At 72.2% G+C, this 24,670-nt stretch carries 23 protein-coding genes and 1 pseudogene; 8 read left to right on the top strand and 16 right to left on the bottom strand.

Features of this window, described 5'->3' with window-relative positions; genetic code table 11:
• Window positions 1-205 precede the first annotated feature (205 nt).
• Window positions 206-874 (top strand): response regulator, encoded by a 669-nt coding sequence (locus ACZ4Z3_RS27515; protein ID WP_468503528.1) that lies wholly within the window; start codon window positions 206-208, stop codon window positions 872-874.
• On the top strand, window positions 871-1,989 hold the full coding sequence (locus ACZ4Z3_RS27510; protein ID WP_468503527.1) for a sensor histidine kinase: 1,119 nt from the start codon (window positions 871-873) through the stop codon (window positions 1,987-1,989). The genes ACZ4Z3_RS27515 and ACZ4Z3_RS27510 overlap by 4 nt, the downstream gene beginning before the upstream one ends.
• A gap of 24 nt (window positions 1,990-2,013) precedes the next feature.
• On the opposite strand, the gene ACZ4Z3_RS27505 is transcribed toward ACZ4Z3_RS27510, so the two are convergent.
• The 4 genes from ACZ4Z3_RS27505 to ACZ4Z3_RS27490 all read right to left on the bottom strand — a co-directional run bounded on the left by ACZ4Z3_RS27505 (window position 2,014) and on the right by ACZ4Z3_RS27490 (window position 6,040).
• Window positions 2,014-2,364: a UBP-type zinc finger domain-containing protein gene (locus tag ACZ4Z3_RS27505; protein ID WP_468503526.1), complete on the bottom strand. Its 351-nt coding sequence runs from the start codon at window positions 2,362-2,364 to the stop codon at window positions 2,014-2,016.
• Entirely contained in the window at window positions 2,361-3,884 is a 1,524-nt protein-coding gene (locus tag ACZ4Z3_RS27500) for an ATP-binding protein (RefSeq protein WP_468503525.1), read from the bottom strand. Before ACZ4Z3_RS27500 ends, ACZ4Z3_RS27505 begins: the two co-directional genes overlap by 4 nt.
• Window positions 3,885-3,912: 28 nt before the next feature.
• Window positions 3,913-5,589, bottom strand: coding sequence for an NAD(P)/FAD-dependent oxidoreductase (locus ACZ4Z3_RS27495; protein ID WP_468503524.1), 1,677 nt, complete (start codon window positions 5,587-5,589; stop codon window positions 3,913-3,915).
• A 97-nt stretch (window positions 5,590-5,686) separates the two neighbouring features.
• Window positions 5,687-6,040 (bottom strand): VOC family protein, encoded by a 354-nt coding sequence (locus ACZ4Z3_RS27490; protein ID WP_468503523.1) that lies wholly within the window; start codon window positions 6,038-6,040, stop codon window positions 5,687-5,689.
• 58 nt (window positions 6,041-6,098) lie between these two features.
• Here ACZ4Z3_RS27490 and ACZ4Z3_RS27485 point away from each other — a divergent pair, with 58 nt between their 5' ends.
• Window positions 6,099-6,986 (top strand): universal stress protein, encoded by an 888-nt coding sequence (locus ACZ4Z3_RS27485; protein ID WP_468503522.1) that lies wholly within the window; start codon window positions 6,099-6,101, stop codon window positions 6,984-6,986.
• A 10-nt stretch (window positions 6,987-6,996) separates the two neighbouring features.
• On the opposite strand, the gene ACZ4Z3_RS27480 is transcribed toward ACZ4Z3_RS27485, so the two are convergent.
• Both ACZ4Z3_RS27480 and ACZ4Z3_RS27475 read right to left on the bottom strand, forming a co-directional pair.
• Window positions 6,997-8,244, bottom strand: coding sequence for a DUF4032 domain-containing protein (locus tag ACZ4Z3_RS27480; RefSeq protein WP_468503521.1), 1,248 nt, complete (start codon window positions 8,242-8,244; stop codon window positions 6,997-6,999).
• A 134-nt stretch (window positions 8,245-8,378) separates the two neighbouring features.
• Window positions 8,379-10,295 (bottom strand): AMP-dependent synthetase/ligase, encoded by a 1,917-nt coding sequence (locus ACZ4Z3_RS27475; protein ID WP_468503520.1) that lies wholly within the window; start codon window positions 10,293-10,295, stop codon window positions 8,379-8,381.
• A gap of 343 nt (window positions 10,296-10,638) precedes the next feature.
• On the opposite strand from ACZ4Z3_RS27475, the gene ACZ4Z3_RS27470 reads away from it, so the two are divergent.
• On the top strand, window positions 10,639-11,163 hold the full coding sequence (locus ACZ4Z3_RS27470) for a hypothetical protein (protein WP_055710778.1): 525 nt from the start codon (window positions 10,639-10,641) through the stop codon (window positions 11,161-11,163).
• Between the two features lie 42 nt (window positions 11,164-11,205).
• A pseudogene (locus tag ACZ4Z3_RS27465) lies at window positions 11,206-11,596 on the top strand (response regulator); the annotation flags it as partial.
• A gap of 80 nt (window positions 11,597-11,676) precedes the next feature.
• Here ACZ4Z3_RS27465 and ACZ4Z3_RS27460 read toward each other — a convergent pair.
• From ACZ4Z3_RS27460 to ACZ4Z3_RS27435, 6 genes are all read right to left on the bottom strand, one after another.
• Window positions 11,677-12,537: an STM4011 family radical SAM protein gene (locus ACZ4Z3_RS27460; protein ID WP_468503519.1), complete on the bottom strand. Its 861-nt coding sequence runs from the start codon at window positions 12,535-12,537 to the stop codon at window positions 11,677-11,679.
• Between the two features lie 8 nt (window positions 12,538-12,545).
• A complete protein-coding gene (locus ACZ4Z3_RS27455; protein ID WP_468503518.1) occupies window positions 12,546-13,886 on the bottom strand; it encodes an STM4012 family radical SAM protein in 1,341 nt (446 codons plus the stop codon).
• Entirely contained in the window at window positions 13,883-14,689 is an 807-nt protein-coding gene (locus ACZ4Z3_RS27450; protein WP_468503806.1) for an STM4013/SEN3800 family hydrolase, read from the bottom strand. The genes ACZ4Z3_RS27455 and ACZ4Z3_RS27450 overlap by 4 nt, the downstream gene beginning before the upstream one ends.
• Window positions 14,690-14,771: 82 nt before the next feature.
• Window positions 14,772-15,938 carry an STM4014 family protein gene (locus ACZ4Z3_RS27445; protein ID WP_468503517.1) on the bottom strand — a complete coding sequence of 389 codons (1,167 nt, stop codon included), beginning with the start codon at window positions 15,936-15,938 and terminating at the stop codon, window positions 14,772-14,774.
• Between the two features lie 47 nt (window positions 15,939-15,985).
• Complete coding sequence (locus ACZ4Z3_RS27440) at window positions 15,986-16,954, bottom strand: STM4015 family protein (RefSeq protein ID WP_468503516.1); 969 nt, start codon at window positions 16,952-16,954, stop codon at window positions 15,986-15,988.
• A gap of 216 nt (window positions 16,955-17,170) precedes the next feature.
• A complete protein-coding gene (locus tag ACZ4Z3_RS27435) occupies window positions 17,171-18,385 on the bottom strand; it encodes an IS110 family RNA-guided transposase (RefSeq protein WP_468503515.1) in 1,215 nt (404 codons plus the stop codon).
• A 285-nt stretch (window positions 18,386-18,670) separates the two neighbouring features.
• Between ACZ4Z3_RS27435 and ACZ4Z3_RS27430 the strand changes: the two genes are divergently transcribed.
• Both ACZ4Z3_RS27430 and ACZ4Z3_RS27425 read left to right on the top strand, forming a co-directional pair.
• Window positions 18,671-18,997, top strand: a complete 327-nt coding sequence (locus ACZ4Z3_RS27430) for a hypothetical protein (protein ID WP_468503514.1) — start codon at window positions 18,671-18,673, stop codon at window positions 18,995-18,997.
• A gap of 46 nt (window positions 18,998-19,043) precedes the next feature.
• A complete protein-coding gene (locus ACZ4Z3_RS27425) occupies window positions 19,044-20,153 on the top strand; it encodes a DUF6745 domain-containing protein (protein ID WP_468503513.1) in 1,110 nt (369 codons plus the stop codon).
• Window positions 20,154-20,189: 36 nt separating this feature from the next.
• On the opposite strand, the gene ACZ4Z3_RS27420 is transcribed toward ACZ4Z3_RS27425, so the two are convergent.
• The 3 genes from ACZ4Z3_RS27420 to ACZ4Z3_RS27410 all read right to left on the bottom strand — a co-directional run bounded on the left by ACZ4Z3_RS27420 (window position 20,190) and on the right by ACZ4Z3_RS27410 (window position 22,892).
• The gene (locus tag ACZ4Z3_RS27420) at window positions 20,190-20,810 is read right to left on the bottom strand and encodes an L-threonylcarbamoyladenylate synthase (protein ID WP_468503512.1); all 621 of its coding nucleotides are present in this window, start codon (window positions 20,808-20,810) and stop codon (window positions 20,190-20,192) included.
• A gap of 29 nt (window positions 20,811-20,839) precedes the next feature.
• A complete protein-coding gene (locus ACZ4Z3_RS27415) occupies window positions 20,840-21,301 on the bottom strand; it encodes a GNAT family N-acetyltransferase (RefSeq protein ID WP_468503805.1) in 462 nt (153 codons plus the stop codon).
• A 226-nt stretch (window positions 21,302-21,527) separates the two neighbouring features.
• Window positions 21,528-22,892: an FAD-dependent oxidoreductase gene (locus tag ACZ4Z3_RS27410; RefSeq protein WP_468503511.1), complete on the bottom strand. Its 1,365-nt coding sequence runs from the start codon at window positions 22,890-22,892 to the stop codon at window positions 21,528-21,530.
• Between the two features lie 206 nt (window positions 22,893-23,098).
• On the opposite strand from ACZ4Z3_RS27410, the gene ACZ4Z3_RS27405 reads away from it, so the two are divergent.
• Window positions 23,099-23,563 (top strand): hypothetical protein, encoded by a 465-nt coding sequence (locus ACZ4Z3_RS27405; RefSeq protein WP_468503510.1) that lies wholly within the window; start codon window positions 23,099-23,101, stop codon window positions 23,561-23,563.
• A 107-nt stretch (window positions 23,564-23,670) separates the two neighbouring features.
• Here ACZ4Z3_RS27405 and ACZ4Z3_RS27400 read toward each other — a convergent pair whose 3' ends face one another.
• The gene (locus ACZ4Z3_RS27400) at window positions 23,671-24,654 is read right to left on the bottom strand and encodes an aldo/keto reductase (protein ID WP_468503509.1); all 984 of its coding nucleotides are present in this window, start codon (window positions 24,652-24,654) and stop codon (window positions 23,671-23,673) included.
• Between the last annotated feature and the right edge of the window lie 16 nt (window positions 24,655-24,670).

The following is a 24,670-nucleotide window of genomic DNA, read 5'->3' as shown; positions in this document are numbered from 1 at the left end:
GAGTGGCTGATGGGGCAGGGCGGCCGGGACAGCCGGGCGCGTTCACTTAGAAGCGGATCATCGGGGCGGTGCCCCTGCCGACCGGTGGGTGCTCCCCCGCCGTGTGGCTGGAGCTGCGGCCGGAGGTGTTACGGGGAGTCATCGGGGCCGTAGGGTCGGGTCGGCAGGTGTCGGATGGTGGGGATGAAGGTGAGGCGGAGCGCGCGTGATCCGGGTTGTGGTGGTGGACGACGAGGCTCTGGTGCGGTCGGGGTTCGGGCTGATCCTGGGCGCGGCCGAGGACATCGAGGTCGTCGCGACCGCGAGTGGCGGTGAGGCGGTCGAGACGGTCCGCCGGGTGCGGCCGGACGTGGTGCTGCTGGACATCCGGATGCCGGACGTCGACGGGCTCACCGTGCTGCGCGAACTGCGCGCGGCGCCGGACGCGCCGGTCGTGGCGATGCTGACGACGTTCGACGCGGACGAGTACATCCTGACCGCGCTGCACTCAGGCGCGGCCGGTTTCCTGCTGAAGGACACCGAGCCGGAGCAACTCGCCCATCTGGTGCGGACCCTGGCCGCCGGTGGTGTGGTGCTCTCCCCGAAGGCGTCGCGGACCTTGCTGCACAGCCATCCCGGCGCCGGGGCGGCGGTGGACGAGGACGCCGCACGGGTCCGGCTGCTCACCGCACGCGAGCGTGATGTCCTCGTCCTGGTGGCGGAGGGGCTGTCGAACGCGGACATCGGGGCGCGTATCCATCTGGGGGCCGGCACGGTCAAGGACCACGTCAGCGCCATCCTGACCAAGCTCCGCGTGACCAGCCGGGTACAGGCGGCGCTGCTGGCGCAGCGGGCCGGCCTGCTCGACGAGCGCACGCGGGACGCCGCCCGATGACCCGCGCACGCGCCCTGTGGCAGCGGGTCCCCGCGCCCGTTGTCGACCTCCTCCTGGTGGTGGCGGCAGCCGTCGACGTGTGGGTGAACCTGTGGGACGACTCACCGCTCGGCGTAGGGCTGGCCTTGCTCGGCTGCGTCGCGCTGGCCTTCCGGCGCGGGTTCCCGCTCGTGGTCTTCCTGCTCACCCTGCCCGCCTCGCTGACGCAGCCCGTCGCCGTCGCTCCGATCGTGGCGCTGTTCACCCTGGCCGAACGGACCCGCAACCGCCTCCTCCTCGCCGGGTGCGTCGCCCTTACGGGCATCGCCAACAGCATCCCGTGGCCCGGGGTGAGCCTCATGTCCATAGGTCAGACCATGACGCTGGTCGTCTTCGTCTACGGCCTGGCGACCGCCGCCGCCCCCGTCCTCTTCGGACAACTCCTCCAGGCCCACCGGGACCTGGCCCGGCGACTGGTCGAGATCGAGGAAGCCCGAGAACACGAACGCGCCCTGCACGCCCAAGCCGTACTCGCCCGCGAACGCGCCCAACTCGCCCGCGAGATGCACGACGTCGTCTCCCACCAGGTCAGCCTCATCGCCGTACAAGCCGGCGCATTGCAGGTCGCCGCACGGGACGAGGACGCCAAAGAGGCCGCCCGCACCATCCGCTCGCTGAGCGTCACCACCCTCGACGAACTCCGCACCATGGTCACCCTGCTCCGCGCCTCCGGCGGCGACACCACCGAACTCACCCCCCAGCCCACCCTCGCCGACCTGCACAGACTCGTGGAGTCCAGCGGGACCCACGCCCGGCTGACGGGCGAACTGCCGCCCACCGTGGGCACACCCGCCCAACGCGCTCTCTACCGCACCGTCCAGGAAGCCCTCACCAACGTCCGCAAACACGCCCCCGGCGCGACCGCACGCGTCGAACTGTGGCAGGACGGCGACCACGTCGGCGTGACCGTCACCAACACCCCGCCCACACGGCCCTCCCTCGCCCTCCCCGGATCGCAGCAGGGCCTCGTCGGACTGCGGGAACGGGCCGACATCCTGCGCGGCACCCTGAACGCGGGCCCCACCACCGAGGGCGGCTACCGCGTACGACTACGGGTCCCCCTCAGCGCCGACTGACCCACGGGCCACCGGGCACCCGGCTCACCCCAGGCGCTGCGCCCAGTCCGGCGGCACGCGGCCCGCGGGCCCCGGGGCCGGCTGGTCCTCGGGGTGGTGGTGGGGTGGCGCCAGGTCGGGGCCCGACTCGTACATCTCGGACGTCTCGTAGTTCCAGAACCACGTCTCGCCGGGCTCGTAGCTCTGGACGAAGGGGTGCCCGGCGGCCGTCGCGTGCGCGGTGGCGTGCTTGGCGGGGGAGGAGTCGCAGCAGCCGATGTGTCCGCACTGGGCGCAGCGCCGCAGATGGAACCACCAGCCGCCGACTGCGTCGCACTCCACGCAGCCGGCCCCGCTCGGCGGCACGGCGGGATCGATTCCGGCGGGCAGGCTCATGGGGTCTCCTCGGGCGCGTCGGATTCGGGCGCGTCGGATTCTCGCGCGTCGGGTTCGGGGGCGAGGGTGAGGTCCAGGTCCGGTGCGGGCGCCGTCAGCGGCAGCAGGACCTGGAAGCGGGTGTCGCCGGGTACCGAGTGGACCTCGATGTGCCCGTGGTGCTTGTTGACGACGATCCGCCAGGAGATGTCGAGGCCCAGCCCGGTGCCCTGCCCGACGGGCTTGGTGGTGAAGAACGGGTCGAAGATACGGCCGCGGATGGCGGCCGGGATGCCCGGTCCCGTGTCCCGGAACTCGACGAGCAGCTGGTCGCGCTCGTCCCGGGCCGTACGTACCGTCAGCGTGCCCTCGCCGCCGGTGTCGTTGATCGCCGCGACCGCGTTGTCGATGAGGTTGGTCCACACCTGGTTCAGCTCGCCCGGGTAGGCGGGGATCCTCGGCAGGGTGCGGTCGTACTCCTTCACCACCCGGATGCGCTCCCCGATCTTCCCCGACAGCATCAGCAGGGTGCTGTCGAGGAGTTCGTGCACATCGGCGTTCTGGTAGGGGGCCCGGTCCAGCTGCGAGTACTGCTTCGCCGCGTCGACGAGCTGGCTGATGCGGGTCGTCGAGTCCTCGATCTCGTTCATCAGCAGCTCGGTCTCGACCGTGTAGTTGAGCCAGCGCACCGCCCCTTCGAGGGTGTGCTCGTCGACGGCCGCCGCGACCCGGTCCAGCCACGCGGTGTCGAGCCCGGCCTGCACGAAGTTCGGGGCGAGCTGCCAGCCGCCGGCGATGCCGTGCTCGTCGAGCCAGTCCGTCAGCTCGTCCTCCCGGTCGGCCGCCTCCAGCGGGCTGAGGGGTGTCGCCTTGGCGACCTGCTCGGCGGTCCGCTCCTGGAGCTCGACCAGCGACTCCAGTGTCTCCCGCCGGAACGGACCGGAGGCGATCGCACCCAGCTTGTGCCGCATCCCGGCCACCCGCTCCCGCAGCGCGGAGGTGGCCCGCACGGCTGCCGCGGCCGGGTTGTTCAGCTCGTGGGTGAGGCCCGCCGACAGCGAGCCGAGCGCCAGCAGCCGCTCCCGCTGACCGATGGTCCGCTGGGTGTTCTGGCTGCCGAAGAACAGCCCCTCCAGCAGATGCACGGCCATCGGGAACCACTCGCGCATGATCTCCGCGAACGAGGCCGACGGCAGGATGAAGAACCGCGACGGCTCGATGACCCGCATCGAGCCCTTGTAGCGGGCCTGGTCCGCCTGGTCGCCCAGATACGCCTGGAACGCGCCCGCGTACACCCCGCGCTGCGAGGTGCGGTTCAGCTCCACGTCGTCGTCGCCGACCTGCCGCGACATCACCAGCGTGCCCTGGAGGAGCACGAAGAAGCAGGTCGCCGGTTCGCCCTCGCGGTAGACCCAGCCCGGTTCGAAGCGCTCGACGCGGCCCTCACGGCACAGCCGGTCCAACTGCTCGGGCGACAGCTTCTCGAACAGGAACAGCGTGGCGAGTTCCGCCCGGTCGCAGGCGAGCGGCTGCCCGCTCACGACACCGCTCCGAAGGCCCGCGCGGTTCTCATGACTGCTCCAGATAGCGGTGCACGAGCATGACGGCCATCGCTCCCTCTCCCACGGCGGACGCGACCCGCTTCGCGGACTCGTACCGGGCGTCCCCGGCGACGAACACGCCGGGGACATTGGTCTCCAGGTGGTACGGCGGCCGGTCCAGCTCCCAGCCCGGCGGCGGACTCCCGTCGACGGTCATGTCGGGCCCGGCCAGGATGAAGCCGCGTTCGTCGCGCAGCACGGTGCCGTCCAGCCAGTCCGTCAGCGGCTCGGCGCCGATGAACACGAACATCCACTGCGCGTCCACCAGCTCCTCGTGCCCGCTCGCGACGTCCTTCAGCGTGAGCCGCTCCAACTGGTTGGTGCCGTGCGCGGCCTCCACGACCGTGCCGGTGCGCACGACGATGTTGGGCGTCTCCGCGAGCTGCTGGATCAGGTAGTGCGACATGGACGCCGCCAGCGACTCCCCGCGTACGAGGAGCGTCACCGACTTGGCGCCGCGGGACAGGTACATCGCTGCCTGCCCGGCCGAGTTCGCGCCGCCCACGATGTACACGTCGTGCCCCTGGCATGCGGCGGCCTCGGTGAGCGCCGAGCCGTAGAACACCCCGCAGCCGTTGAGGTCGGAACAGCCCGGCGCGTCCAGCTGCCGGTAGGACACGCCGGTCGCCAGGATCACGCTGTGCGCGGCGACCGCCGAACCGTCCGAGAAGCGGATGGTCCGCGCCGCCCCGTTCACCTCCAGACCGCTGACCTCGCGGGCGGTGAGGATCTCCGCCCCGAACTTGGTGGCCTGCCGCCGGGCCCGGTCCGTGAGCTGCGCGCCGGACACCCCGTCGGGGAACCCGAGGTAGTTCTCGATGCGTGAGCTCTGCCCCGCCTGGCCGCCGGTCGCCGACCGCTCGACGAGCAGCGTCCGCAGCCCCTCGGAGGCCCCGTAGACGGCCGCGCCCAGCCCGGCCGGGCCGCCGCCGATGACGACCAGGTCGTAGAACTCCTCGGCCGGTGTCGTCGCCAGTCCCACCCGCTCCGCGAGCTCCGGGTCCTCCGGGGCCACCAGCGGCGTACCGTCCGGGGTGACCACGAGCGGCAGCCGTTGCCCGTCCGCGCCGGCCGCGGCGAGCAGCCGCCGGCCCTCCGGCTCGTCGGACGAGAACCAGCGGTAGGGCACCTGGTTGCGGGCCAGGAACTCCCGGACGTCCGAGGACCGGGCCGACCAGCGGTGCCCGACCACCTTCGTCGTTCCGACACGGGTCCGGTCGGCCGCCCGCCATGCCTGCAGCAGATCGTCCAGGACCGGGTAGAGCTTCTCCTCCGGCGGGTCCCACGGCTTCAGCAGATAGTGGTCGAGGTCGATCACATTGATCGCGTCGATGGCCGCGTTGGTGTCGGCGTACGCCGTGAGCAGCACCCGGCGCGCCCCCGGATAGACGTCCAACGCCTGTTCGAGGAACTCGATGCCGTTCATCTGCGGCATCCGGTAGTCGGCCAGCACGACCGCCACCTGGTCGCCGCGCAGCTTCAGCTCCCGCAGCGCCTCCAGGGCCGCCTCGCCTGACTCGGCCCGCACGATCCGGTACGACTCGCCGTAGCGCCGTCGCAGATCCCGGGCCACCGCACGAGACACCCCCGGATCGTCATCCACGGTGAGGATCACGTTCCGCGCCGGACCGACCGCCTGAGTCATATGCCTCCCACCCCGAACCAATGTGCTCATCGTATGTTCGGACGTTCGGGTTCGCTCGGCTTCGGAGTCTCCGCCCCGACCCGTGCCGAGCGACCGGTCAGCCGTGGCGTCCGGAGAGGACGCAGAACTCGTTGCCCTCGGGGTCCATGAGCACCACCCATGACTCGTCCCCCTGCCCGACGTCCGCGTGGCGGGCGCCGAGAGCGAGGAGCCGGGACACCTCCGCCGCCTGATCCACCGGACGGAAGTCGAGGTGCAGCCGGTTCTTCACGGTCTTGGCCTCGGGGACCGGAGTGAACAGCAGGCCGGGCACGCGGTCCGGCTCCGGGCGGATCTCGTACTCCTCCGGCGCGTCGTTCACGACCACCCACCCGAGCGCCTCGGCCCACCAGCGCCCGAGAGCCACCGGATCGGCGGCGTCCACCACTACCTGCTCCCAGTTCAGGTCCATGGCGCGAGGGTAGTGAAGACTGGGCCCGTCAGCCTGATGAGACGAAGAAAGGTGGCCGATGTCGACGCGCCCGATCACCGCCGCAGTGGACGGTACGCCCGAGAGCCTCGCCGCACTGGCGTGGGCCGGCCGGGAGGCCGTACGCCGGGACGTACCGCTGCGGGTGGTGCACGCCTGGCAGTGGCAGCCGCACGAGGCGATCACCGTGGACCGGGACGGACAGGCCGGATGGGCGCGGGACGCGCTCGCCGAGGCCGTCCGCGGCGTCACCGAGCGGCACCCGGGCCTGGAGGTCTCGACGGACCTGGTCGAGGGGCCGCCGGTGGAGTCCCTGGCCGCCGCGGCGGAGCACGCCGAGACCCTGGTGCTCGGCTCGCGCGGCCACGGAGCGGTGGTGGGCTTCCTCCTCGGCTCCGTCGGACAGCAGGTCCTCGTCGACTCCCCACGTCCCGTCGTGTTCGTCCGCGCCGGTGACGAGGCCTCCGCCGAGGCCGCCGGACGCGAGGTCGTCGTCGGTCAGGACGGCACACCGGAGGACAGCGCCGCCGCTCTGCGGTTCGCCTTCGAGACCGCGGCCGCCCGGGGTGCCGCCCTGCGGGCCGTCCGCGCGTGGACGCTGCCGCCGCTGTACGCGTACAGCCCCGGTTCGCTGAAGCTGCTCGACGAGGCGGGCGGCCTCGAACCGTACGAGAAGAAGGCGCTGGCCGCCGCGCTCCAGCCGTGGCGGGAACGCTTCCCCGAGGTACCGGTCACCGAACACGTGGAGATCGGCAGCGCCGGTCAGGTCCTGCTGTCCGTCGCCGGGCACGCCCAGCTGATGGTCGTCGGCCGGCGTGCCCGCCGTACGGCCGTCGGCGCCCGCATCGGCTCGGTGGCCCACGGCGTCCTCCACCACGCGCCGTGCCCGGTGGCGGTCGTCCCGCCCGGAGCGAGCGGCGAGGCGTGAGCCCCTGCTCTCACATCGCGGTGACGTCGTCGATCGGCGGCGGCAGCGCCGCGCGCGCCTTCGGCAGGACGTTGTCGATGTAGTCCTTCACGGCGATGTCCAGGCCGATGTCGTGCTGCGCCCGCTCCGACAGATACCAGCGGTGCTCCAGCAACTGGTGGTAGATCTCCGCAGGGTCCATCGTGCCGCGCAGCTCCGGCGGCACGGCCCGCACGGTCGGCCGGAACACCTCACGGACCCAGCGGTGCGCCAGCACTTCCGGGCGGGCGCCGAGGGGGTCACCCGGGGCGTAGTCGTCCTGGGTGGCCATCCAGCTCTCCAGGTCGTTCAGCAGCCGGCGGGCCTGGTTCTCCTCGGTGTCCAGTCCCGTCAGCCGCAGCAGCTGCCGCTGGTGGTGGCCCGCGTCCACCACCTTCGGCACGAAGGTGACCGTGTCGCCGTTGGAGGAGTGCTCGATCTGCATCTCGGCCACGTCGAAGCCCAGCTCGTTGAGCCGGCGGATACGGCGCTCGATGTAGTGGTACTTCCCTGCCGGGTACACCGACGTACGCGTCAGCTCCTGCCACAGCCGACGGTAGCGGGAGCAGATCTCGTTGCCGAAGTCGACCGGGTCCACCGACGGGTGCAGCGCCCCGGACGCCTCCAGATCCAGCAGCTCCCCGCTGATGTTCACCCGGGCCAGGTCGAGGTCGTACTCCCGCTGCCCGGTGCTCAGCTGTGCGTGCAGATCACCGGTCTCGGCGTCCACCAGATACGCGGCGTACGCGCCCGCGTCCCGCCGGAACAGGGTGTTGGACAGCGAGCAGTCACCCCACGCGAACCCCGTGAGATGCAGCCGCACCAGCAGCACGGCCAGCGCGTCCATCAGCCGGTGCATCGTCGCCGGACGCATGGTGGTCTCGAACATCGAGCGGTACGGCATCGAACCGCCGAGGTGCCGGGTGATCAGCACCGGCTCCAGCGGATCGCCGGCGTCGTCGGTGCGGCCGGTGACCACGCCGAGGGCGTCCACCGCCGGGATGCCCAGCCGGTCCAGGTCGCGCAGCAGCCCGTACTCGCGCAGCGCGGGCCGCTCGGCGAGTTCCTTGACGGCGATCACCTCGTCGCCGGCGCGGGCGTAGCGCACGACGTGCCGGGAGATTCCGCGGGGGAGCGGTACGAGGTGGTGCTCGGGCCACTCCTCCAGGGGCAGGTGCCACGGCAGTTCGAGGAGCAGCGCGGGGTGTTCCGGGTTGGTGGCGCTGATCTGCAGTGCCATGGGTCCTCTGCCTTCGTCTCACGGTCGAACGGGGTGCTCGCGGGCGCGGCACACCGCCCCGCTGAAGCATCTCCGCATTTGAAGGACCGTTTCGTCAACAGAAGGTGAACCGGACAGGTAGGTCAGGGCGGGTGTCACGGGCGCGGACGGCGGAAGACGTCGTCGGCGTCGTCCCAGCCGGGGAAGTCCTCCGTCACGGAGCGGCGGGCGGCCCGCGCGGACGTCGCGTACATCGCCTCGATCTCCGCCGCGTACCGCTGCACGATCGTGTCACGGCGCAGCTTCATCGACGGGGTCAGCAGGCCGTTGGCGAGGTCGAACGGCTCGGGGAGGATGCGGAAGACCCGGATGGACTCCGAGCGCGACACCGTGCTGTTCGCGGCGGCGATCGCCCGCAGCACCTCCTGGCGCAGCGCGTTCTCCTCCCGTGCCTCCGGGCCCATCAGCTCGTTCGCGGGGCCGAGCGCGCCCCGCCAGTGCGCGAGGAACTCCGGGTCCAGCGTGATCAGCGCGCCCACGCAGGGCCGGTTGTCGCCCACGACCACCGCCTGGTGGATCAGCGGGTGCATCCGCAGCTGCTCCTCCAGCGGTGCCGGTGCCACGCCCTTGCCGCCGCTGGTGATGATGATGTCCTTCTTGCGCCCGGTGATCGACAGATAGCCCTCGGAGTCCAGCCGCCCGAGGTCCCCCGTGGCCAGCCAGCCGTCCTGCAGAGCGGCCCGGGTGCCCGCCTCGTCGTTGATGTACCCCTGGAACACCGAAGGCCCGCTGACCAGCAGCTCCCCGTCCCGCGCCACTCGGATCTCGGTGCCCGGCAGCGGCCGGCCCACGGTGCCGAACTTCTCCCGGCCCACGGGCTGCGCCGTGATGCCGCCCGCGGTCTCGGTCAGGCCGTACCCGTCGTGGACGAGGATCCCGATCCCGGCGTAGAACAGCGCGAGGTCGCGGTTGAGGGGCGAGCCGCCGGAACAGCCGCCGCGCACCCGGCCGCCGAGCGCGGCACGCAGCTTGCGGTACACCGTCCTGTCGTAGAAGGCGTGCTGGAGCCTCAGATCCATGCCGGGGCCCGGACCGGAGTCGAGGCGGTGCCGTTCGGCGGCGAGCGCGTAGTCCTGCGCGGTGCGCACCGCACGCTCGAACACGGCGCCACGGCCCGCCTGCTGCGCCTTGCGCAGGAAGTTCTTGTAGATCTTCTCGAAGACGTAGGGCACGCCGTACAGGAACGTGGGCCGGAACGACAGCAGGGCCGCCGACAGCGCCTCCTCGGTCAGCTCCGGCTCATGGCCGAGCAGCAGCCCGCCCCGCAGGCACATCCCCTGGATCATCAGGCCGTAGACATGGGAGAACGGCAGGAACGCGAGGATCGCCGGCTGCTCCCCGGGCGCCGCCGCGGTGTGCCGCCACCCGGCGAGCAGCACGTCGCACGGACTGGCGAGACTGCGGTGGGACAGCGCGCAGCCCTTGGGGTGACCGGTCGTGCCGGACGTGTACGCGATCACCGCCGTGGAGTCGGGCATCACGATGCGGCGCAACGAGTCCACCGTCGCGTCCGGCACGTCCCGGCCGGCCTCGACCAGCTGCGGCAGGGCACCGGCGTCCAGCTGCCACACATGGCTCAGCAGCGGCAGCTTGGCGCAGACCGAGCCGACCGTCATCACGCCCTGTTCGTCCTCGACGACGACACCCACACAGGCCGCGTCCCGCAGGATCCACTCCACCTGGTCGCGTGACGACGTGGGATAGATCGGCACGATCTCCGCGCCCACCGACCACAGCGCGACCCCGAGCACCGTCCACTCGTAACGGGTCCGCGCCATCACGGCCACCCGGTTGCCCGGCCGGATCCCGGAGGCGACCAGCCCCTTGGCCAGGCTCACCACCTCGTCCCGCACCTCGGCCGCGCCGAGCGACGTCCAGGTGTCCGGGCTGCCGGCCTCGCGGCGGGCGATCTGCGGCAGTGCGGGATCGCGCTGCGCCGTCTCGAACAGCGAGTCGGCGAGTCCCCCGGTCATGACCCGGGCCGCCGACGGAGCAATGCCGAACGTGCTCATGCGCTGCTCCCCAGACCTTCCCCTGCGCGCGATCTCGCCGACGGCGCGGCCACCGGCGGTGATCGAACGTAGCGTACGGCGCCGACAGGCGCGCACGGAATGGGGAAGTCGTCGCCTTATGGCGGAACCGGCGGGGCCCCCTCACATATCCGCACAGCGGGCGGCCGACGTGATGTACGGCACGTGGGGGATCGCCTCCCGGGCCCCTTGGCGGGAATCGTCGCTGCACACGGCTTGATCACGTCTGACCGGCGGCGATGGGGGAATCCGGCACCCCCGACGGGTGTGGCACTGTGGTGCGCGCGAGCGCGGGAGTCGTCCCGCCGACGTGGAGAGGTGGACGGTGCGCGAGCCCAACGTGATCGGGGACTGGCAGGAGTACGACGGCGACCTGGCCGGCCTGCGTGTGCGCGTCCACGGCCTGGAACGCGCCGAACCGCCGCGCGGCGGTGACGACGCCGCCGAGGGCCTGACCTATTTCCGGTTCCGGGTGACCGTGGAGAACCGCGGCACCGGCCACGTCGGCCTCCACCTGGAGGACGGGCAGCTCGACATCCGCACCGGCCCCGACGGCGAGAGCGCCTTCCTGGACTGGCGCAACTCCAAGTTCATCGAGGGCTTCGACCTCTACCCGCTGCGCCGCGCCACGGCCGTCCTGTACGCCGCCGCGCCCGAGGCCCAGCTCCTCCAGCTCGACATCCAGGTCCAGCTCCGGGCCGACGAGGAGTGGACCGACCGCCATCTGTGGTCCGGCGGCATCGGCGTCGACGAGGAACTCCTCGACCCGGCGTCCGGCACCGTCCGGGAGAGCCTCGCCGGGCAGATCAGCGCGTTCCTCCACGAGGAGGCGGAGCGGGGCGCGGGCTGAACCCGCCGCCCCCCGTGCGCGGGCCGAATCGCGCCGGGTCCACGCGGCGCGGGCGGTGCGGGCGCGGGCCACGAGCCTCAGGCGGCCGCAGCCGTCGACGAACCGCGCCCCGATCTCGTCCTGCTCGACCTGTACCTGCCCGACGTCTTCGGCCTCGACGTCATACCCCGGCTGCGCACGGCCGGCCACGACTGCGACGTCATGGTCATCAGCGCCGCGCGGAAGGCCGACACCGTGCGCGGCGCGGTCCGCCACGGTGTCGTCGACCACCTCCTCAAGCCGTTCGAGTTCGAGGAACTGCGCTCCCGGCTCCAGCGGTACGCCGCCCAGCGGGGCCGGCCGCTCACCGCGGTACTTCCACGCCACCGGCGCCGCGGACGTCTCCCTCCGCTACGGCGTGGCGGGACGCCCGGAGCGCCGGTACACCTGGCGGTGTGAAGCGCCGGTGCAACAGGCGGGTGTGAAGCGCCGGTACACCTGGGGGGTGTGCAGGACACGGAGCGCTCTCGGGCGCTACATCCCGAGGCGGGCCCGGGCCGTCGGTATCCGTTCGAGGACGCCGCCCGCGAACACGTCGTACAGCGGCAGGGTCTCCAGATGGACGTACCCGATGTGGCAGTCGCAGACGGCCAGCGGGCAGACGCGGGGCGCGAGCGCCGTACGGAAGGAGCCGTCGTAGAGGTTGCCGAGTTCGTCCCGGACGAAGTGGCAGCGTCTGACGGTGCCGTCACCGTCGACGGACACCACCGTCGAGCCGGTGCGGCACGCGCGGCCCGCCGACCGGTGCGGGTGGCGGCTGAACGGGAACAGCGGATCCAACGCGGTCCACGCCGACGCCTCCTCGTCCGTGTACGTGTGCCCCTCGGCGGCGTTCACCCACAGGTACACCTCCTCGGGCAGCTCCGCGCGCAGCCGGCGGGCCTCCTCCAGATGTTCCGGCAGACCCACGACGCCCACGCTGAAGCGGACCCCTATCGCGGCGAGCCGCCGGGTCTTGCCGAGGAACCGTTCGTACGGGGTCTGGCCCGGGTGGTACGTGCACCACAGCGCCACCGTGTCCCGGTCGGCCTCCGCCAGCCACTCCGTGCGGCAGCTGAGGTTCGTCTGGATCGCCACCCGGTCGATGTGCGGCTCGTGCGACAGCTCGACCAGAGCCCGCCGGTACCAGGACCGCGTCAGCCCCTCGCCCCACGGCGTGAACAGCACCGACAGCCGGTCGCCGGTCGACGACCGCGCCCAGCCCGTGAACCGGTCAAGCGCCGCCCGGTCGGCCCGCAACTGCTCCGTCGAGTCACGGCGCTTGGCGAACGGGCAGTAGGGGCAGTCGTAGTCGCACGACGCCAGCGGGCCGCGGTACAGAAGCGTCAGATCCATGTCGGCCGTCACTTCAGCTCGTAGTCGGCCATCGCGGCCCGAACGGCGGGGGAGAAGAAGTCGGGCCCGATGGCGTCCGAGTGCGCCAACCCCTCGTCGGACAGCTTCAGCACCTCCCTGCCCGCCCCGGCGAGCCAGCCCCGTGCGGCCAGCCGCTCCAGCTCCGCCGGGAAGTCGTCGTACGGGTGGGTGCCGAACCGCCGCCGGTAGTCGGCCACCGGCATCCCCCGCGCCTGGAGCAGCGACTGCAGCAGATGACGGCGGCGCGCCTCGTCCTCGTCGACCTCGCGGCCGTGCACGGCCCGCCCGAAGTCCTCGGTGGCGGTGTAGTCGTCGATGATGCCCCGGATCTCCCGCATGGCCACCGCGTAGTCGAAGGAGTAGTGCAGCCGCGAGGTGTACGAACGGGCGCCGCAGCCCAGGCCGATCATGCCGTCGGTCTGGCAGGCGTAGTCGTCCGGGCCCTGCGGCGGCGCGTCCGCGCGGCGGAACATCCGCATGGACACCTGCTCGTAGCCCCGGGCGAGCAGATGGTCGCGGCCCTCCCGGTAGCGGCGCAGCCGGGCCTCGTCCCAGTCGCGGTCCGCCGTCGCGGGGTCGGCGTGCCGGCCCAGCCCCGTCAACGGCCGCACGTACAGCGGGTACAGGTAGATCTCCTCGGGCCGCCAGGCGAGGGCCGCGTCCAGGGAGAGCCGCCAACTGGCCGCCGTCTGCCCGTCGATGCCGTAGATCAGGTCGATGTTGAGGACGGGGATGCCGGTGTCGCGGATACGGGACAGCGCCGCCTCCACATCGGCACGCCGCTGCGGCCGTACGGCCGCGCGCGCCTCCTCCTCCACGAAGCTCTGCACACCGAGGCTCAGCCGTGTCGTGCCCCGCGCGGCCAGCACGGACAGCCGGTCGGCCGTCGCCGTGGCGGGGGACGCCTCCACCGACAGCGGGATCGCCCGCAGGTCCGCGCCCATGTGCCGCTCCGCGATGTCGCAGAGCCGCTCCAGCTCGGCGGCCTCCAGGAACGTCGGGGTGCCACCGCCGAACGCGGCGTTCGCGAACCGCACCGGCTCCGTGTCGCCGAGCGCCTCCCGGACGGCGATCGCCTGCCGCTCCAGGGCGTCGAGGTAGCGCCCGGTCAGCCCGTCCGGGGCGCCGATCCGCGTGAACAGGTTGCAGAACCCGCAGCGCACCTCGCAGAACGGTATGTGCGCGTACAGCGACAGGGCCGCCTTCGACTCGCCCGCCCACAGGTCGGCGAGGCGCGGCCGCTCCGGCAGCCTGCGGTACGCCGTCTTGTGCGGATAGGCGTACACGTAGTGCTGGTACGGGCGAACGGGGGGCGCGGTCACGGTCATGCGGACGGCTCCAGGAAGAAGTGGCTGTAGGGGACGGTCCACACGGCCTCGTGGCCCAGCCGGTGCCCGGTGTAGCCGTCGTCGCCGTAGGTCGTCCCGTGGTCGGAGCAGACGACGGCGAAGCAGCGGCGCCGCGCGCTCATCGCGGCGAACAGCCGCCCGATGTGCCGGTCGATGTACTCCAGGGCCGCCGCGTGCGTGGCGAGGCTGTCGCCCGCCTCACGGGTGGCGCCCGGCAGATGGAACCAGTTCGGCTGGTGCAGTGCCGAGGCGTTGAGGAACAGGAACAGCCGCTGCTCGGCGGGCAGTGCGGCCACCACCTCCTCGGCGCGGGCCACCTGCGCCTCGAAGGACGTCGGGGACGCGACGGAGAACTCCGGCTGCCAGTGGCTCTCCTGGAACAGGCCCGGCAGGACGCTGCCGAGCGCCCCCTGCTTGTTGAAGAACCCGACACCGCCGACGCACACCGTGCGGTAGCCGCGCTCGGCGAGCGCCGACACCAGGTCGGGGGTGTCGAACACGAAGGTGCGGCCCGCAGTGGTCTCACTGCCCGCGAACCGGCTCGCGAACAGCCGGGGATGCGGCCCCGGGGCCGCCGGGGTCGGCAGGAATCCCGCGAACATCGCCTGGTGCGAGGCATAGGTGAAGCTGCCGGGCGCGTGCCGCTTCTCCCAGGCACCGCCGGGCAGACGGGCCGCCAGGTTCGGCAGCCGCCCGGCCGCGGCCAGCTCCATAGCCACGTCGTACCGCAGGGTGTCGAGGGTGAGCAGCAACAGGTCGTCCCGGCCCACCACTTCGTTCATGTCGGGCGCGGGCGCGGGCGCGGGCGCGGGCGTGGGCGTGGGCGCGGGAGCGGCGTCGGCCGCGGGCGGCCGGAGGGCCGTGTCAGAAGGGTGCATGGTCTTTCCTTGCCTGAGGGTGGTGCGAGAGCGCCGACGGCAACCCGTCCCGTACGGCCGCGATCTGCGCCGTGTAGGTGTCCAGGCCCTCCGCGGGGCCGCCGGGCAGGCCGGTCAGCCGGGGCAGCAGATCGCCGAAGGCGTTGACCTCGCCGACGGCGAACCGGCGCCAGCCGATGGCGGGGAGGAGATCCACCCCGACGCTCAGGGTGTCCGGGAAGCACGCGGCCGCCCGCTCACAGATGTCGAGGGCCTGGCGCCAGCGGTCGCCCGCCGCGTCGACGACCGATGTCAGATCGCCCCGCGCGCCGCCGAGATGGAGATTGGTCATCGGGAAGCGGCTGGTGCGGACCACGGCGTGGGTGGCCCGGCCCCCCACGACCACCACCCGCAGGTCCGCGGACCTGCCCTGGGCGGACGCCTTCGGCAGCCACCGCTCGATGTGCAGCCCGTCCGGTGCCAGGGCGTCGACGATGCCGGCGATCTCGCGTTCGTCGGTGTACCTGCGCACCCGCAGCGAGTTGTGCAGCCGGAGCGGGGTGCGCAGCCGGCCGTCCGCCGCCGCCTCCACCGAGGTGGTGGCCCGGATCCGGCCGCTCGCCGACGACTCGACGGCCAGCACTCCGGAGGCGGAGGAGCCGTGCGCGGGCTTCACGAAGGCACGCGGCATGCCGTGCTCCCGCATCAGTGCCCGTACGTCGTCCCAGCCGCGCACCGCCGTACGGCCCCCCGAGGTGGGGGAGGGCGGCACCGGGACGCCCGCCGCGTCGAGCCGGGCGTGGCAGAGCCGCTTGTCGAACAGCACCGCCAGGTCCGCCGGTTCGTCCAGCCGAATCCCGCCCCGCAACGACCCGACCGCGTCCAGGAAACGCCCGTACCAGGTGGCCGAGCCCTCCACGCGCGTCGGATCGTCGACGCCGCGCAGCAGCCGGTCCACCTCGGCGTTCTCGCCCGGCGAGTCCAGCCGCACGACCTCGTCGTCGGCGAACTCGTGGCCGCCGTCGCGCAGGACGTCCCGCCACTCGACGACCCGCGGCGTCCCCACGCCCGCGGCCTCGGCCGCCGCGACGAACAGCCCGACCCGGCGGTTCTCGCCGTTGCCGACGACCGCCCACCTGAACGGGCCCCCACCCGCGCCGGTCCGACCGGACACACCGACCCCCCTCACCTCGTACCCCCCGAAACCCTGTGCCGCGCCCGCTACTCGCCGACCGCGACGAAGCGCCAGACCGTGCCGTCGTCGTCCTCGTCGGAGTCCGCGTCGTCCGGGTCGACGTCGACCTGGACCCCCTCGGCCTCCAGGGAGTCCCGCAGACGGTCGCGTATCGCCGGGCTGAGGTAGTTGTGGTGCAGGTCCAGCGTCGTGAGGTGGGTGAGCGGCTGCCCGGTCAGCAGCGCGGTCGCTCCGTCGTCGGTGAGGACGCCCATCGACACGTCGAGGACCTCGAGGCGGGCCACCACAGGGGCGGAGGCCAGCGCCGTGCAGATGTCGTCCTGTATCTCGCTGTTGCGCAGCGCCAGATGCCTGAGGGAGGGCAGCCGGGCGCCCGCCAGGATCGGCGCCAGGTCGGCGACCTCGGAGTCACCGCCGTACTCGGAGGTGCCCAGCCACAGGTCGAGGTGGACGAGGGCCGGCAGATCACTCGCCGCCACACCGCGCACCGCCTCGGCGGGCATGCCGCCCGTCTCGACGGTCAGCTTCCGCAGCCGCTCGTGTCGCAACGCCGGGAACACGAGTCCCTGACCGCCGCGCACACCGAACTCCTCCAGCTCCGTGAAGGCCGTGAGCAGCGGGCCGACATCGCCCTGGTTGATCCAGGAGATCTCGCACTCCTCCATGACGATGTCGCCGAGGAACAGTGCGCGCAGTGCGGGCAACCGGTCCTTCGCCGCCACCAGGGCCTCGATCACACGCTCCGGCCCGTTGTCGTAGGCTTCGTTCCACGCGCCCACGACCAGCGCCCGCACTCTCGTGGTGTCGATCGCGGACAGGAACCGCGCGAACGCGTCCGTCCACGCCTCCTCGCTGTCGTACGCGTCCACGGCCACGGACCACGCCACCTCGCCCGGAGCGGGCAGATGACCGGTGCCCTCGGGTCCCTTCACCGAGTCGGGGAACCGGACGACGGGCAGGTCGTGGAACTCCCGCAAGTGGCTTCCGATGGTCATGTGTGCCCGCCCCTTCGTTCCATGTCGGTGGGCGGGACCCGAGCCCGTGCGCGGATCCCCCCGTTGCTCCCCGGGGCGCGCACGGCGCCGTCGGGTAGGGGAGTTCTACCAAGCCCCTCTGACAACGCGGACAGCGGACCCCGTTCCTTGTGGACAGACCCCGTGAACAGGGGCTGAAGACACCGCGTCCGGGGCGATTGATGCTCCTATTGCCTGTCAAGCGGCTTGGAGCCAGTCGCGGTAGGCGTGGGCGAGGTCGTCGTCTCGGCGGATGCCGCGTTCGAGGGTGGAGATGGTGGCCGGCCAGACTCCGAAGTGCCGGGCCGCGGCGGTGAGGGTGAGGTTCTTGGACTGTCTCAGGGGCCGCAGGTCGGCGATGCCGGGGACGGTGACGGTGGTGGGCAGGCAGCGGAAGATCTCCCGGGCGATGGCCCGTTTCAACAGCCGGATGATCTCCTTCTTCGTCCGGCCCGCGGTGGTCTGGCGCGCCACGTTTTCGCGGGTGCGGGAGTCGCTGGACATGCGGACCAGGGCGATGCGGTAGAGGGCCGCGTTGGCCTGCCGGTCGCCGCCGCGTGAGAGGCGGTGGCGGTTGGTCCGGCCGCTGGAGGCGGGGACCGGGGCGGCTCCGCAGAGGGCGGCGAAGGACGCTTCGCTCCGCATGCGTTCAGGGTTGCCCCCGGCAGTGACCAGCAGCTGGGCCGCGGTGTCGGGGCCGACTCCGTAGGCGGCCCGCAGGCCGGGGTTGTGGACGGTGACCTCGTCGTCCAGGGCCCGGGTCAGTGCCTCGTGCTCGGCGGTCAGCTCTTTGACGCGTCGGGCGAGGCTTTTGAGCGCGGCCAGGACCGCAGTGTGGACCGCGTCACCGGCCGGCCGCAGCCGGGCCAGGGTGTCGGTGCGGTCCGTTCCTTTGAGCCGGCCGTACTTGGCGCGGATGGTCTCGGGCGCGGTGATGAGGATGCTGCCGATCTGGTTCAGGGCCGCGGTGCGGGCCTTGACCGCGGAGCGGGCGGCGTTGTGCAGGGCGCGTATGCCGGCGACGGTGCCGTCCTTGGGGGCGCTGGAGGCCCGTCCGGACAGGGCGGCGCGGGCGGCGGCGTAGGCGTCGATGGGGTCGGACTTGCCTATGCGGCGGCGTTCGGCCCGGTCGGGCCGGTTGACCTCGACGACGTGCTGTCCATGTGAGATCGCGGCACGGGTGAAGCCGGCTCCGTAGGAGGAGGTTCCTTCCACGCCGATCGCGATCACGTGGCCGTGGGCGTTCAGGAAGGCCAGGGCCGCGGCGTAGCCGGCGGCGGTGGTGGTGAACTCGGCGTCCGCGAGGTGGCCGCCGTTGTCTCTGATGACCGCGGCGTGGACGGTGTCGGCATGGGAGTCGACCCCGCCGAACACCTCTTGGTCCGCTGTGTCTGGTGCCGCCGCCGATGTCATGCTGATGGTGCCTTCCTTGCCGGAGGTGGGCACCGGCCGGGTGGCGCAGACAGGACATTGAAGGGGCTTCTGACCAAGCTCCTATCAGGTCATGTTCCGCCCGGCCGGAGCCATGAGAACAGGTCCCGGCAGCCGGACAGAACAGCCGCAGGACAGCCCAGCAGGACGTCAGTCAGTGCCCGAGTCACGGCCACCGGAACCTGAGTATCAGCATCAATGTCAGTGCCTGCCTCTACGGTCCCTTCCATGCGGAGCACAGCGAGTGCCCCGACGGGAGGGAGACCCATGTACCGGCAAGGAGACGTCCTCATCGCGCCGATCGCGGAGACCGCCGTGCCCGACACGGCGCGTGACGCCGCGTCGGAGGCGCGCGACGGACGGGGCCGGCTCGTCCTCGCCCTCGGCGAGGTCACCGGACACGCCCACGCCGTCGTCGGCCCCGGCCGCCTCATCCGCGAGACGGACGCCTTCGGCCCGATGCTGCTGCACGTCCCGGAGGGCGCGCGGGTCGTCCACGAGGAGCACGCTCCCATCTCCCTGCCGAAGGGCTGGTACCGGGTGGTGCGCCAGCGCGAGTACGTGCCGGGTTCGGTGCGCATCGTCGCGGACTGAACCGCGGCGGCCGAGGGGGGCAGGGCACAGGACATCGGGATCGGACATGACATCCAGGAGGAACGGCGTGACGGAGCGGACGAGTTGGCGTGCGGTGGCGGCGGCCACGGGGACCGGTGACAGGGCACGGACAGAGGCGGGCGTACGGCTCGCCTACCGGCGGGCCGGGCTGCCGGAGCCCGAGCGGATCGTATGGGTCCGCTCGCCGCTGGAGGCGGTGCGTCTGCTGTCGGGGACACCGACCGAGGGCGGCGAGGCGGTGACCGGCACCGGGGCGAGCGTCCGTGACGCCGTCCGCAACCGCCCGGTCGCCGCCGCGCGCGGCCGGCTGCACACCCGACTGGGCCCGGCGGGCTGGAGCGACCACTGGCGGTCGACCGGCGCGGACCTGTGGGAGACCACCCGGCCGCTCGTCGACCGGGTCCGCGCCGGCGTGGTCGAGGCCCTGGCCCCGGACGACCGCAAGGAGGAGACCCGTGTGCGGCTCCTCCTCCTGGACGCGGTCCTCGGGCAGCACGACGCGGCCTGGCTCGCCGCCTTCGACGACCTGGACGCCACCGGCACCGCGCCCGCCTCCGACACCAGCGCCGGGCCCGACACGGCCGACGCGTCACCGGGCCTCGACGGACTGGCCGAGGTCGCCCGCACGGCGGGCTGGTGGTGGCCCTACGAGACCGTGGCGGTCGTCGCCGAGCGCCCCACCGAGCTGCACCGGGACGAGGCGGGCCGACTGGACCGGGGTGACGGCCCCGCCCTCGCCTACTCCGACGGCTTCGCCCTGCACGCCTGGCGCGGACTGCCCGTGCCCGGAGAGTTCCTCGACTCCCTGGCCACGCTGACGCCCACGCGCATCCGCGAGGAGGAGAACGCCGAACTGCGCCGCGTCATGCTGGAGCACTACGGCTACGACCGCTACCTGGACGAGTCGGGCGCCAAGCCGGTGGACCGGGACGAGACGGGCGTGCTCTGGCGCGTGGAACTGCCCGGCGACGAGGACGTGGTGATGGTGGAGGTCGTCAACTCCACGCCCGAACCCGACGGCACGAGCCGCACCTACTGGCTCCGGGTGCCCCCGACGACGCGGACGGCCCGCGAGGGAGTGGCCTGGACGTTCGGGCTCAGCGCCGAGGAGTACGAGCCGCTGCGCCAGACCTGAGCCATCGCCGCGCGGTGCCCGCCGCCGGCGCTCCCGTCATTCGAACCGGGAGATGTCGCCCGCGCCCTTGCGGATGATCTCGGCCTCGCCGCTGGAGAAGTCGATCACGGTCGTGGGCTCCGTACCGCAGTCCCCGGAGTCCACCACGGCGTCGACCTGGTGATCGAGCCGTTCCTTGATCTCCCAGCCCTGCGTCAGCGGCTCCTCCTCGTCAGGGAGGAGCAGGGTGCTGGAGACCAGCGGCTCACCCAGCTCCGCGAGCAGGGCCTGGGCCACCCGGTGGTCGGGGATGCGCACTCCGACGGTTCGTTTCTTCGGGTGGAGCAGCTTGCGCGGCACCTCCCGGGTGGCGGGGAGGATGAACGTGTAGCTGCCGGGCGTCGACGCCTTGACGGCGCGGAACACGTCGTTGTCGACGTGCACGAACTGGCCCAGCTGCGCGAAGTTCTGGCACACGAGGGTGAAGTGGTGGCGGTCGTCGAGCCGGCGGATCGTACGGATCCGCTCGATGCCGTCACGACTGCCCAGCTGGCAGCCCAGCGCGAAACACGAGTCCGTCGGATAGACGATGAGCCCACCCTGACGGATGCTCTCGGCCACCTGTCCGATGGCGCGCGGTTGGGGGTTGTCGGGGTGCACGTCGATGTACTTGGCCATCTTCCGAGCTTATGCCTCCGCGGGGACCGTCAGCGGACCCGCCGGGCCAGTACCTGTCCCGGCCAGGTGCCGGACAGGAAGCGGTCGGTCGGTGTGAAGCCGTTGCGCTCGTAGAACGCGACGAGTTCGCCTCCGCCGCCCGCCCAGCAGTCGACCCGCAGCAGCTCCACACCGGCCCGCCGGGTCTCCTCGACGGCGTGGGCGAGCAGGGCCGCCCCGATGCCCTGTCCGGCCCGGCGCCGGTCGGAGATCAGCAGCCGGACGTACACCTCGGGCTCGTCGGCCGGGGCGATCGGCATCTGCGGGCTGGGCCCGGAGTCCAGGACCAGCGCGCCGACCGGGGTGCCGTCCCGCTCCGCGACGTGCGGGGCGTTCTCCGTCATGTACCGCTCGATCCGCTCCACCCCGTCGGGCCGCCGCGAGTACGGGATCGTGCCCCACTGCTCGGTATTGCCCCGGGCGTTCATCCAGGCCACGGCCCCGTCGAGCATGTCCAGCACGGCCGGCGCGTCGGTGAGGGCGCCCGGCCGTATCCGCAGATCGTCAGTCAAGTCGTCCACACCACGGAAGCCTAGACACTCGCGCTTCACCGCCGCGCACCGTTTTCACCAAGGGCTGCCGACCGCTTCCTGGGGGCGCGGGGAACTGCGCGACCAGCCACGGAGCACCCGCAGCCGACCCACGACGCACAGTCCCCCTGAGGCCCCCGGCGGAGCCCTACGCGCCGCTCTCCCGCAGCATGTCCTCACGCTCGACGATCTTCACGCGCTCGCGGCCCTGCGGCTCGCCCAGCGCCTTCTCGGCGGCGTCCAGCTTGTACCAGCCCTCCCACGTCGTGAAGCGCACCTCGCGCTCCGCGAGGAACGCGTCCACGGCCTCGGGCGCCGGGGCGGAGGGCTCCTGCAGACGGCCGTTGGCGAAGTCGTCCAGCAGGTTGGCGACCGTCTCGTTGGCGTCACCCTTGGTGTGCCCGATGAGGCCGACGGGGCCGCGCCGGATCCAGCCGGTGACATACGTCGACGACAGGTGCTCGCCGGTCTCCTGGACCACCCTGCCGCCGGCGTCCGGGACGGTGCCCGACTCCAGGTCCCAGGGCAGCTTGGGCAGCTTGTCGGAGAGGTAACCGACCGCGCGGTAGACCGCGGTGACGTCCCAGTCCTTGAACTCGCCGGTGCCCTTGACGTTGCCGGTGCCGTCGAGGGCGGTGCGCTCGGTGCGCAGGCCGACGACCTTGCCGTCCTCGCCGAGGATCTCGGTGGGGGACTCGAAGAAGTGCAGGAACAGCTTGTGCGGGCGGTCGCCGGTGTCGCGGATCGCCCAGTTCTCCAGGGTCTTGGCGACCATGTCGGCCTGCTTGTTGCCGCGCCGGGTCGCGATCGAGCCCTCGTCGTAGTCGATGTCCTCGGGGTCGACGATGACCTCGATGTTGGGGGAGTGGTCCAGCTCCCGCAGCTCCATCGGGGAGAACTTGGCCTGCGCGGGGCCGCGTCGGCCGAAGACGTGGACCTCCAGCGCCTTGTTGGCCTTCAGACCGTCGTAGACGTTCGGCGGGATCTCCGTCGGCAGCAGCTCGTCGGCGGTCTTGGCGAGGACGCGGGCCACGTCGAGCGCGACGTTGCCGACGCCGAGGACGGCGACCTTCTCGGCCTCCAGCGGCCAGGTGCGCGGCACGTCCGGGTGGCCGTCGTACCAGGAGACGAAGTCGGCCGCGCCGTACGAGCCGTCGAGGTCGATGCCGGGGATGTCGAGCGCCCGGTCGGCCGTGGCGCCCGTGGAGAAGATCACCGCGTCGTAGAAGGCACGCAGGTCGTCGAGGTTGATGTCCGACGGGTAGTCGACATTGCCGAAGAGGCGGATCTGCGGCTTGTCGAGCACCTGGTGCAGGGCGGTGATGATGCCCTTGATGCGGGGGTGGTCGGGGGCCACGCCGTAGCGGATCAGTCCGAACGGGGCGGGCATCCGCTCGAAGAGGTCGATGGAGACACCGGGCTCGGCGGCAACGTCGGACTTCAGCAGCGCGTCGGCGGCGTAGATACCGGCCGGGCCGGCTCCGACAATGGCTACCCGCAGAGGGCGGGGCATGGTGAGGTTCCCTTCGAGCGGAGACAAGCGACTCGACGGCAACCCTAAACTAAGGCAACCCTTACCTGGTACGCGGGTCGGGTCTATGACCTCATAAGCTGATCTTATGGCATGCAGGCGCCCTTGGGAGGCGCCCCCGGCGGACGGCGGGGCGGTCGGCGGGGCCCGCACCCGGCCGAGGCGTTGGCCATGGATGTGGACGCGATGTGTTTGCCCGCGCGGTGAACGGCAACGCGGATTCCATGAGCCGAACCAACAACGACACCAACGAGAGCACCTCGTCCGCCGAGACGGCCGCCGCCAAGGCGCGCCGGACCGCCGACAAGGCGACCGCCCCGGCCTCCGGGACCGCCAAGAAGGCCGCCGACAAGGCGGGTGACACCGCGTCAGCCGCCAAGAACGGGGCCGGACGTGCGGCCGACACCGCGAACAGCGCCGTGCACAGCGCGGTCAAGGGTGTCGAGGTGGGCCGCCAGGCGGTCGTCCAGGCCTCCGGTCAGGTGGCCGCCACCGCCAAGACGGCGGTGACCGTCCTCGCTCAGCGCAAGCTCGTCGCCGCGGGTGTGGGCGCGGGGCTGACCGCGCTGACCGCCGCCTCCTACCTGGCCGGACGCCGGTCGGAACGCCATGTGCACGGCCCGCTGACCCGGCTCACCGGCGGACGCATCTGACGTCCACCCGCACGACGCCCGGGAGGCGGCGAGAGCGCCGCCTCCCGGGCGTCTGCCTGCGTGACTGTCCCGCGGGGTGACTGTCCCGCGGCGCCGCGCGGTCGGACCTACCAGCGGCCCTCGACCTGGTCCTTGATCCGCCGGTCGTACAGGTCCCGGATCGCGGTGAGCGTCTCGTCCGAGAGCGCCGGCAGCGCGGCGGCGGCCGCGTTGGCCCGCGCCTGCTCGGGCGTGCGGGCGCCCGGGATCACGGTGGTGACCCCCGGCAGTTGGATGATCCAGCGCAGCGCCAGCTGGGCCGGGGTGAATCCCTCGGGCGCCAGCCCGGCGAACTCCACCGCGGCCTCGACGCCCGTCTCGTAGTCGACGCCGGAGAAGGTCTCGCCCTGGTCGAAGGACTCGCCGTGCCGGTTGTAGGTGCGGTGGTCGTTCTCCGCGAAGACCGTGTCCTTGGTGTACTTGCCCGACAGCAGCCCCGAGGCCAGCGGCACCCGGGCGATGATGGCGACGCCCGCCTTCTCGGCGGCCGGGAGGACCTCCAGGAGCGGCTTCATCCGGAACGGGTTGAGGATGATCTGCACGCTCGCCACGTTCGGCCGGGCGATCGCCGTCAGCGCCTCCGCGCAGGTCTCCACGCTCACGCCGTACGCGGCGACGCGCTCCTCCTCCACGAGGGTGTCGAGCGCGTCGAACACCTCGTCGGAGGAGTAGACCGGCGTGGGCGGGCAGTGCAGCTGCACCAGGTCGAGACGGTCCACGCCGAGGTTGCGGCGGGAGCGGTCGTTCCAGGCCCGGAAGTTGTCGAGGACGTAGTTCTCGGGGATCTGGTCGACACGACGGCCCATCTTCGTCGCGACGAACACATGGAGGTCCTGCCGGCTGCGCAGGAACGTGGCGATGGTCTGCTCGCTGCGCCCGTCGCCGTAGACGTCGGCGGTGTCGAAGAAGGTCACCCCCGCCTCGGCCGCGGCCTCCAGGACCGACAGGGCCTCCTTGTCGTCGACGTCTCCCCAGTCGGCGCCCAGCTGCCATGTACCGAGCCCGACCACGGACGCGTGCTGACCCGACCTACCGAATGCGCGTTCTTCCATGCGGCCAGTGTGTCAT

This window comes from Streptomyces sp. NPDC030296, from assembly GCF_055572815.1.
The sequence above is the reverse complement of the archived record's forward strand: the minus strand, read 5'-3'. Positions and strand labels throughout refer to the sequence as shown.